This is a genomic window from Acidibrevibacterium sp., assembly GCF_049965395.1.
Taxonomy (GTDB): domain Bacteria; phylum Pseudomonadota; class Alphaproteobacteria; order Acetobacterales; family Acetobacteraceae; genus Acidibrevibacterium; species Acidibrevibacterium fodinaquatile.
The window spans coordinates 20,043-28,079 of record NZ_JBMFWJ010000035.1; the positions used below are offsets into that span (position 1 = coordinate 20,043).

The following is an 8,037-nucleotide window of genomic DNA, read 5'->3' on the forward strand; positions in this document are numbered from 1 at the left end:
TCAAGGCGAGCGCGCCATGGCGGGCTGGCTCCGGCGGTCCGGGTTGTGCCGTGCCGGATCCTGGCTATCCTAGGCACCGCAACCGCCGGCAAGGCGGCGCGGAGAGCCCTGGTTCACCCCAGGAACATGGGAGGAAGACATGCCGCCGGCGACACCACCGACTGCCCCCGCCCCCGACGCTTTGGAGCGGGAGACCATCCGCCGCGTCGCCTGGCGGCTGATGCCGCTCCTCATGCTCGGCTATTTCTGCGCCTATCTCGACCGCGTCAATGTCGGCTATGCCGGGTTGCAGATGAACAAGGCGCTCGGCTTTTCCTCGAGCGTGTTCGGCTTCGGCTCCGGTATTTTCTTCTTCGGCTATTTCCTATTCGAATTGCCGAGCAATCTGGTGCTCGCCAAATTTGGCGCGCGGCGCTGGATTGCGCGCATTCTGTTGACCTGGGGCATCATCTCTGGTCTCACCGCGTTCGTCTGGAACGATTGGAGTTTTTACGGCATCCGCTTTCTGCTCGGGCTCGCCGAGGCGGGGTATTATCCGGGCGTCGTTCTCTTTCTCACCTGGTGGTTTCCCTCCTATTACCGCACCCGCATGATGGCGTTTTTCATGCTCGCGAGCGTGATTTCACTCATCATTGGGCCGCTGGTCTCCGGGCAGTTGCTCGAACTCGACGGCTGGCTCGGAATCGCGGGCTGGAAATGGCTGTTCATCGTCGAGGCGATGCCAGCGATCGTGATGGCCTTCGTCACGCTCCGTTATCTCACCGACCGGCCGGAGGAGGCCAAATGGCTCCGCCCCGATCAGCGCGCCTGGCTCGCCAAGCGCTTGGCCGAGGAGCAGAGCCAACGCGAGGACATTCGGCGCTTCGAACTCGGCGAGGCGCTGCGCAACCCGCGTGTTTGGTGGCTGACGCTGGTTTATTTCGGCCAGAATCTCTCCAATTACGGATTTCTTATATTTCTGCCACAGATCATCAAGGCGTTTGGCGTCAGCTACGGCATGACCGGGGTGATCGGCACTATTCCCTTCGTGTTCGCTGCCTTCGCGATGCTCGCCTGGGGTTGGCATTCGGACCATACCGGCGAGCGGAGCTGGCACGTCGCCATTGCCTGCTTCGTTGCCGCGATCGGGCTTTCGGTTTGCATCTTCATCCACAACTCGCCGGTTCTCTTGATGCTCGCGCTAATTTTCGCGCAGATGGGCCAGGCGAGCATCGCCCCCACCTTTTGGTCCCTGCCAACCGCGATGTTGACCGGCGTCGCCGCGGCGGGCGGGATCGCGCTAATCAACTCGGTCGGCAATCTCGGCGGCTTCGCCGGCCCCTATATCTACGGCTTAGTCAAGGACGCGACCGGGAATGACATGATCGCGCTCGTCGCCATCGCGCTCCCGGTGGTGGTGTCAGGGGTCGTCGTCCTCATCCTCGGCCATGACCGGCGGCTGGAGCGGATTCCGCCCGCGCCCGCGCACCCCCGCGCCTGAGGAGGCAATCGGTGTTCGCGCCCCCACCCGAAATCCCCTGTGCCGTCTTCGCCCGTCTCCCGGAATCCCTCCGCAACGCCGATGCGAGCCATGAATGGGTGGCAGCACAGCCCGCCGGCGGGCCGGAGCGCTCGCTCCTCGAAGGGCCGTCATTTGATCGCAACGGCGATCTCTGGTGCGTCGATCTTCCCAACGGGCGCATCCTGAAGCTCTCGCCGGGCGGGGAATTCTCCGTCGTCGCGCGCTATGATGGCTGGCCGAACGGGCTCAAAATTCATCGCGATGGGCGGGTTTTCATCGCCGATCACAAGCACGGGCTGATGGTGCTCGACCCCGTGAGCGGCGTGGTGACACCGTGGCTGGAGCGGGTCGGCGTCGAGCGCTTCAAGGGGGTGAACGATCTCTTTTTTGCCGCCAGCGGCGATCTCTATTTCACCGATCAGGGGCTGACCGATCTCCATGACCCCTCCGGGCGGCTCTTTCGGGTGCGCGCCGACGGGCGGATCGACTGCTTGCTCGACAATATCCCGAGCCCCAACGGCCTGGTGATGAACGCCGATGAGAGCGCGCTTTATCTTGCAGTGACGCGCGCCAACGCGGTCTGGCGGGTGCCGCTCGCGCGCGATGGCGGCGTCGTCAAGGTCGGCACCTTCATCCAGCTCTCGGGCGGCAGCGGGCCGGACGGGCTCGCGCTCGACGCCGAGGGGCGGCTGCTCGTCGCCCATGTCGGCATGGGCTCGGTCTGGGTGTTTGACGCGAGAGGCGAGCCCGTCGGGCGCATCCGCGCACCCGAAGGGGCGTTCACCACCAATCTCGCTTTCGGGGGGCCAGACAATCGCTCTCTCTTCATCACCGAAAGCGCGAGCGCAACCATTCTGCGCGCCGAAATGCCAACGCCCGGCAAGACGATGTTCTCCCATCAATAGGATTTCGGCAGCCCGAGCATTTTTTCCGCAATGAAGGAAAGCGCAAGCTGCGGGCTGACCGGCGCGAGACGCGGGATCAGGCTTTCGCGCAGATAGCGCTCGACATGATATTCCTGCGCATAGCCCATGCCGCCATGGGTCATCACCGCGGTCTCACAGGCACGAAACCCGGCCTCGCCGGCGAGATATTTCGCGGCGTTGGCCTCGACGCCACATTCCTCGCCACGGTCATAGAGAGTTGCCGCCTTGAGCACCATCAGGAACGCCGCCTCAAGCTCCGCCCAACGCTGCGCGAGCGGGTGCTGGATGCCTTGATTCTGGCCGATCTTGCGCCCGAACACGACGCGTTCATTGGCATAGGCGCTGGCGCGGCGGAGGGCCGCGCGGCCGAGCCCGACGGCCTCGGCGGCGATCAGGATGCGCTCTGGGTTCATGCCATGCAAAATGGCGCGGAACCCCTCCCCTTCGGCACCAATGCGATCGGCCTCCGGGATCACCAGGCCGTCGATGAACAGCATGTTCGAATCGACCGCATGTCGGCCCATTTTCTCGATTCGGCGCACCTCGACGAAGCGGCGGTCGAGCCGGGTATAAAAAAGGCTCAGACCCTCGGTTTTCCGCCGCACGCGATCGAGCGGCGTGGTGCGGGCGAGCAAAAGCATGCGATCGGCAACGCCCGCGGTCGAGATCCAAATTTTCTGGCCGTGGATGACGTAAGCATCGCCCTGGCGTTCGGCGCGGGTCTTGAGCGCCAAAGTGTTGAGCCCGGTATCGGGTTCGGTGACCGCGAAACAGGCTTTTTCCCGGCCGGCGATCAGCGGCGGCAGCATCCGCGTCCGCTGTTCAGCGCTGCCGAACACCACCACCGGATGGAGGCCAAAGATATTGATATGAACCGCCGAGGCCCCGCTCATGCCGGCGCCGGACGCGGCGATCCGTTCCATCATCAGCGCCGCTTCGGTGATGCCGAGCCCGGCGCCGCCGACGGCCTCGGGCATGGCGATGCCGAGAAATCCGGCCTCCGCCATGGCGCGATGAAAATCGGTGGGAAAAGTGCCGGCGCGGTCCTGCGCGAGCCAATACTCATCGTCAAAATCGGCGCAAAGCCGGGAAATCGCAGCGCATATCGCCTCCTGGGCGGGGCTTGGCATGAAATCCATGGATTTTTCCTTGCTCGCGGGCAGCCATGGGTTTTAGCGCGCTTGGCCGCTCTTGCCAGCCTGTCAACCTTGCGTCAGCCTGCCGCGGCTTAGCCCTGAGGGATTTTCCGTGACCCTGATCGCGACGTTACTCAGCCTGCTGTTCCCCGCCTGCGGCCAGAGCGGCGCGGCCGGTATCGCACCGGCGCCACCTGATTTCCTGAGCCATTTCGAACGCCCGGCGAGCCCTAACTCGGCGCTTGCTGCCCCCGCCGGATTCACCCCCAAACCGGATATCACGCTCCCCCCCTATCCGGTGCCGGCGGCGGCGCTCGCGGCGGATCTCCGGGCAATCGCGCTCGCCGCGCCGCGCACCTATCAACTCAGCGCGAGCGCGGATGGCCTTGAGCTGCAATTCGTGGCACGGAGCGCCATCGCCAATTTCCCCGACCTGATCGTTGCACGAATTTCATCGCGCGGTGAAATGGCAAGCAGCCTCGTTCTTTATAGTCACAGTCTCTACGGCTATTCCGATTTTGGTGTGAACCAGAAACGCCTGCGCACATGGCTCGCCGCGCTCGACCAGCGTCTGCCACCGGCGCAGAACCGACCCGAAGGACAATGATTTTTTATGATCAAGCTCGGCCCGTTTCTCAAGGATGTCTGGCTCATCGCCCGGCCCTATTTCCACTCCGAGGAAAAATGGTCGGCGCGTCTTTTGCTCGGCGTCATCATCCTGCTCAATCTCTCGTTGGTCGGGATGGACGTGGTTTTGAATTTCTGGAACGGGGCGTTTTATGATTCGCTGCAGAACAAGGATTGGCGAGCTTTCGTCGATCTTCTGTTCCTCTATCACCGCGGCAGCGACGGGAGCTTCATGCCCGGGTTTTCGGCGGTCGCGGCGATCTACATCATCGTTGCGGTCTATCGCACCTACCTCAATCAGTGGTTGCAAATTCGCTGGCGGCGCTGGCTGACCCGCGGGTTCATTGATCAATGGCTCTCCGACCGCGCTTATTACCGCATCAGCCTCACCACCAGTGCTGCCGGCCTCGGTACCGACAACCCTGACCAGCGCATCGCCGAGGATTTGCGGAGCTTCGTCGGCGATACGCTCTCGCTCGGGCTCGATCTCCTCTCGAACATCGTCTCGCTGATCAGTTTCGTCGGGATTCTCTGGAGTCTGTCCGGCTCGGTCCATCTGCTCGGCGTCACCATCGGCGGCTACATGGTGTGGGTCGCGCTGATCTACGCCATCATCGGCACCTGGCTCACCCATCTCGTCGGCCGCCCGCTCGCGACCTTGAGCTTCCGCCAGCAGCGCTTCGAGGCCGATTTCCGCTTCTCTCTCGTCCGCTTGCGCGAAAACGTCGAGGGCATCGCCCTCTATGGCGGCGAGGAGGATGAGCATGCCGCCCTCCTGACCCGCTTCTCGGCAGTGGTCATGAATTGGTGGGCGATCATGCAGCGGACCAAGCTTTTGAACGCGCTGACCTCGGGCTACCAACAGATCGCCGTCGTGTTCCCGATCATCGTCGCCGCCCCGCGCTATTTTGGCGGCCAGATCCCGCTCGGCGGCTTGACGCGAACGGCGAGCGCCTTCGGGCAGGTGCAGGGTGCGATGTCGTGGTTCGTCGGCTCCTACGCCTCGCTCGCGGCGTGGAGCGCGACGGTCGAACGTCTCGCGAGCTTCCAGCGCAGCATCGAGGCTGCCCGCGCCCAGGCCGGCTGCGGCATCGCTGTCACCGAAAGCGCCGGCGACAGCCTCGATCTTCACCATCTTCGCATTACGCTGCCCAACGGCAAGAGTCTGATCGAAGAAGACGCGTATCGCTTTCTGCGTGGCGAGTCGGTAGTGATCAGCGGGCGGTCCGGGCTTGGCAAATCGACCCTGTTTCGCGCCATCGCCGGCATCTGGCCGTTCGGCGAAGGCAAGATCGCGCGCCCGCAAGGACGCTATCTGTTTCTGCCGCAACGGCCCTATCTGCCGCTCGGCTCGCTCCGCCATGTCGTAACCTACCCTGCCACTGCCGATAGCATGAGCGACGAGGTGATCGCCGAGGCGTTGCGAAAGACGGGGCTCGGCGCGCTCGTCGAACGGCTCGGCGAGGAGCATGATTGGTCGCTCTTGCTCTCGGGCGGCGAACAGCAGCGCCTTGCCATCGCGCGCGCTTTGCTGATCCGCCCGGATTGGCTATTCCTTGACGAGGCAACCAGCAATCTCGATCCTGAAGCGGAAGCGGAACTCTATCAGCTCCTCAAGCGGGAATTGCGAGGAACGACGGTGATCTCGATCGCGCATAACCCAGGCGTTGCCGCCTTTCATGACCGCAAAATCACGCTTTCCGCGGGCGCCGACCAAGCCGGCACGCTGCGCGAACCCTCGCAGACAGCTCCCGCTTAGTTTTGCTGTGTCATAGATTTACTTCGCGGCACGGTTCGATATCATCCTTCAGCTATGCGGCGCGTGTGGGATGATGTCGAATTCTGGCGTGTGATGAAGCGAATTCGCGTCGGTATAGGGTGCGCCGCTTTTTTGTAACCATTCATAGGCTTGTCGCGCCGGCTCGGAAGGCACGACGCTCATGATGCCAGCCAACGCCATCATCGCGAGCTGACCATAATCGCCATTACTGCGCGCCCAGCCGCCGTCGTTCGAGGGTCCGTAGCGCTTGGTGTTTTCGGCGATTTCCGCCCAGGTTTTCAAAGGTTCCATATAGGACCAGCCATTCTTCGCGCGATCCCAGGTGATCTGGCCATTATCGCCGACGCTCCGCGGAAATACCGCGATGACGTAGTTGATGCTGTCATGGCCGAGCTTGAACACGCTGCCGGCGAGAAAATTCGTCGACCAGGCAAGGAAGGCGCGCGCATCCGAATTGCCCAATTTCGCCGCTTGCGCCGCGGACGACGAAAAATAATCCTGCTGCCACGGCGCGAGCGCGTAACCATATTGGAATGTTGCGATCACATAGCCGTGCGCCTCGCCTTCCATATCGGTCAATGTCGGGATCTGGCCCGCGAGCCAATGCCAGTTGTCGTCTGCGACCTTGGAGAAATATTTTTGCTCGACGCTGCCATCGGGATTGGCCCAGGCCGCCTCGTCGATCTCACGCAGGCTCCAGGCGCCGCCGCGCATCTGGTTGCCGAAGATGACATTGTCAGGGCCGGTGCTGCCGGGCGCGCCGCTGCGCATCGCGGGCCAGGTAGAGACAATGGAGAACGCCGCCTGGGCATTCAGTTCGTCGAGGTGAAAGCGGCTGCCGGTGAAGAGATAGGGGACGAAGGAGAGATCGGGCTGATGCGCGGTATCGGGCGCCCAGCCATTGTTTTTGCCATCGACCGGCTGCGTCAAGCTGTTGGCGCCGCCGCGCGGGTCGGCCCAGATTTGCGGGTTCTGGTCGGTATTGAGCCAGGTTCCGGCCTCCCTGTTCCAGAAATGCCACGGAATGCCGGCCGCCGCCTCACCCTGCCAGAGAGCATAGGCGGCGGCCATCGGATCCTGGGTTAGAAGCCAGATCGCGTTCGCCCGCGTGGTCGGGCCGATATCGGGCCGCGCCCCGGTCATCGGCATATATTGCGTGACGCCGTTGGTCGCGAGCGGCGCACCGAAGCCCGGCTGCCCCATCTGCTTCGCCTCTTCCGCAACCATCGCCGCCGGCGCGCCGGCTGCGAGGTCGTAATCGGCGATCACGCCGATGCGCTCAAAATAATCGACATCGCGAGCGAGATTGACCGGCGGCACCGTGCCGCTCCAGAGCGTGCGATGCCAGTTCTCATACTGGAATTGTACGAGATTGCGGTATTGTAGAGCAATTTTGCCGTCTTCCTTGACCAGGACGTCATATTTCACCGCCCCGCCGGTCTTTTGCATGGCCTCATCATTGGCGAACTGCAGATCGGTGTGCGTCGTGCCATCGGCATAGGCGCGCACATCGAAAACGACATGAAACGAGCCGGTGACCGGCGCATCGAAGCGGATTTCGCTCGCGATCGGGCCGCGCAGCCAATAATCGGGTTTGCTCGCCGCCAGCGCCTTCGCGAGTAGCGGCGCGGCGTCGAGATGGAATGACGCCGTGCTGCCATCCTCCTGATGAAAGGTGAGATCGATCGAGAGGCCGAAGCCCTTGTCGTCGGCAAGCCGCGCGAGATCGACCGCGCCGCCCGCCGCCGGCGCCGCCGTCGCCAGCATGACGGGGGCTTTGGCATGGGCTGCCATGGGAGGCGCGATCAGGCTTAAGACCGCCATGCGGAGCGAACCGTCGGGATAGGTGGTCTTGGCGTCCACCTGCACCGGGACATCCTTGCCATCGATCCGCGCGATCATCCCTGCTTTGGCCGGCACGCGCCCAGGCAGAAAAGCCTGGCCGAAGGTGATCGGGCTCGCCGGCAGGGGCTTCGCGGCGAGATTCTCGATGATCAACCCGACGACATCGTTCGCGGCCTTGGCCGCCGGCGGTGTCGGCGCGCGCAGCATCCCTTGCGCATTCGC

General features: G+C 63.4%; 5 protein-coding genes and 1 pseudogene. 4 read left to right on the plus strand and 2 right to left on the minus strand.

Annotation, left to right across the window (positions count from 1 at the left end; genetic code table 11):
• The first annotated feature begins 139 nt into the window (after nucleotides 1-139).
• A complete protein-coding gene (locus ACP5M5_RS10755) occupies nucleotides 140-1,480 on the plus strand; it encodes an MFS transporter (RefSeq protein WP_427937266.1) in 1,341 nt (446 codons plus the stop codon).
• Nucleotides 1,481-1,491: 11 nt separating this feature from the next.
• Nucleotides 1,492-2,406, plus strand: a complete 915-nt coding sequence (locus ACP5M5_RS10760; protein ID WP_427937268.1) for an SMP-30/gluconolactonase/LRE family protein — start codon at nucleotides 1,492-1,494, stop codon at nucleotides 2,404-2,406.
• On the opposite strand, the gene ACP5M5_RS10765 is transcribed toward ACP5M5_RS10760, so the two are convergent.
• Complete coding sequence (locus tag ACP5M5_RS10765; RefSeq protein ID WP_427937270.1) at nucleotides 2,400-3,566, minus strand: acyl-CoA dehydrogenase family protein; 1,167 nt, start codon at nucleotides 3,564-3,566, stop codon at nucleotides 2,400-2,402. The two genes, ACP5M5_RS10760 and ACP5M5_RS10765, sit on opposite strands and share 7 nt — an antisense overlap.
• A gap of 109 nt (nucleotides 3,567-3,675) precedes the next feature.
• Here ACP5M5_RS10765 and ACP5M5_RS10770 point away from each other — a divergent pair, with 109 nt between their 5' ends.
• Together ACP5M5_RS10770 and ACP5M5_RS10775 are read left to right on the plus strand one after the other, a co-directional pair.
• Entirely contained in the window at nucleotides 3,676-4,170 is a 495-nt protein-coding gene (locus ACP5M5_RS10770) for a DUF1499 domain-containing protein (RefSeq protein ID WP_427937272.1), read from the plus strand.
• 6 nt (nucleotides 4,171-4,176) lie between these two features.
• Nucleotides 4,177-5,949 carry an ABC transporter ATP-binding protein/permease gene (locus tag ACP5M5_RS10775; protein WP_427937274.1) on the plus strand — a complete coding sequence of 591 codons (1,773 nt, stop codon included), beginning with the start codon at nucleotides 4,177-4,179 and terminating at the stop codon, nucleotides 5,947-5,949.
• A 48-nt stretch (nucleotides 5,950-5,997) separates the two neighbouring features.
• Here ACP5M5_RS10775 and ACP5M5_RS10780 read toward each other — a convergent pair.
• Nucleotides 5,998-8,037 (minus strand): annotated as a pseudogene (locus tag ACP5M5_RS10780) (beta strand repeat-containing protein); the annotation flags it as partial.

Coding starts and splice junctions, on each gene's coding strand:
- ACP5M5_RS10755 (WP_427937266.1), top strand. CDS start 140: ATGCCGCCGGCGACACCACCGACTGCCCCCGCCCCCGACGCTTTGGAG.
- ACP5M5_RS10765 (WP_427937270.1), bottom strand. CDS start 3,566: ATGGATTTCATGCCAAGCCCCGCCCAGGAGGCGATATGCGCTGCGATT.
- ACP5M5_RS10775 (WP_427937274.1), top strand. CDS start 4,177: ATGATCAAGCTCGGCCCGTTTCTCAAGGATGTCTGGCTCATCGCCCGG.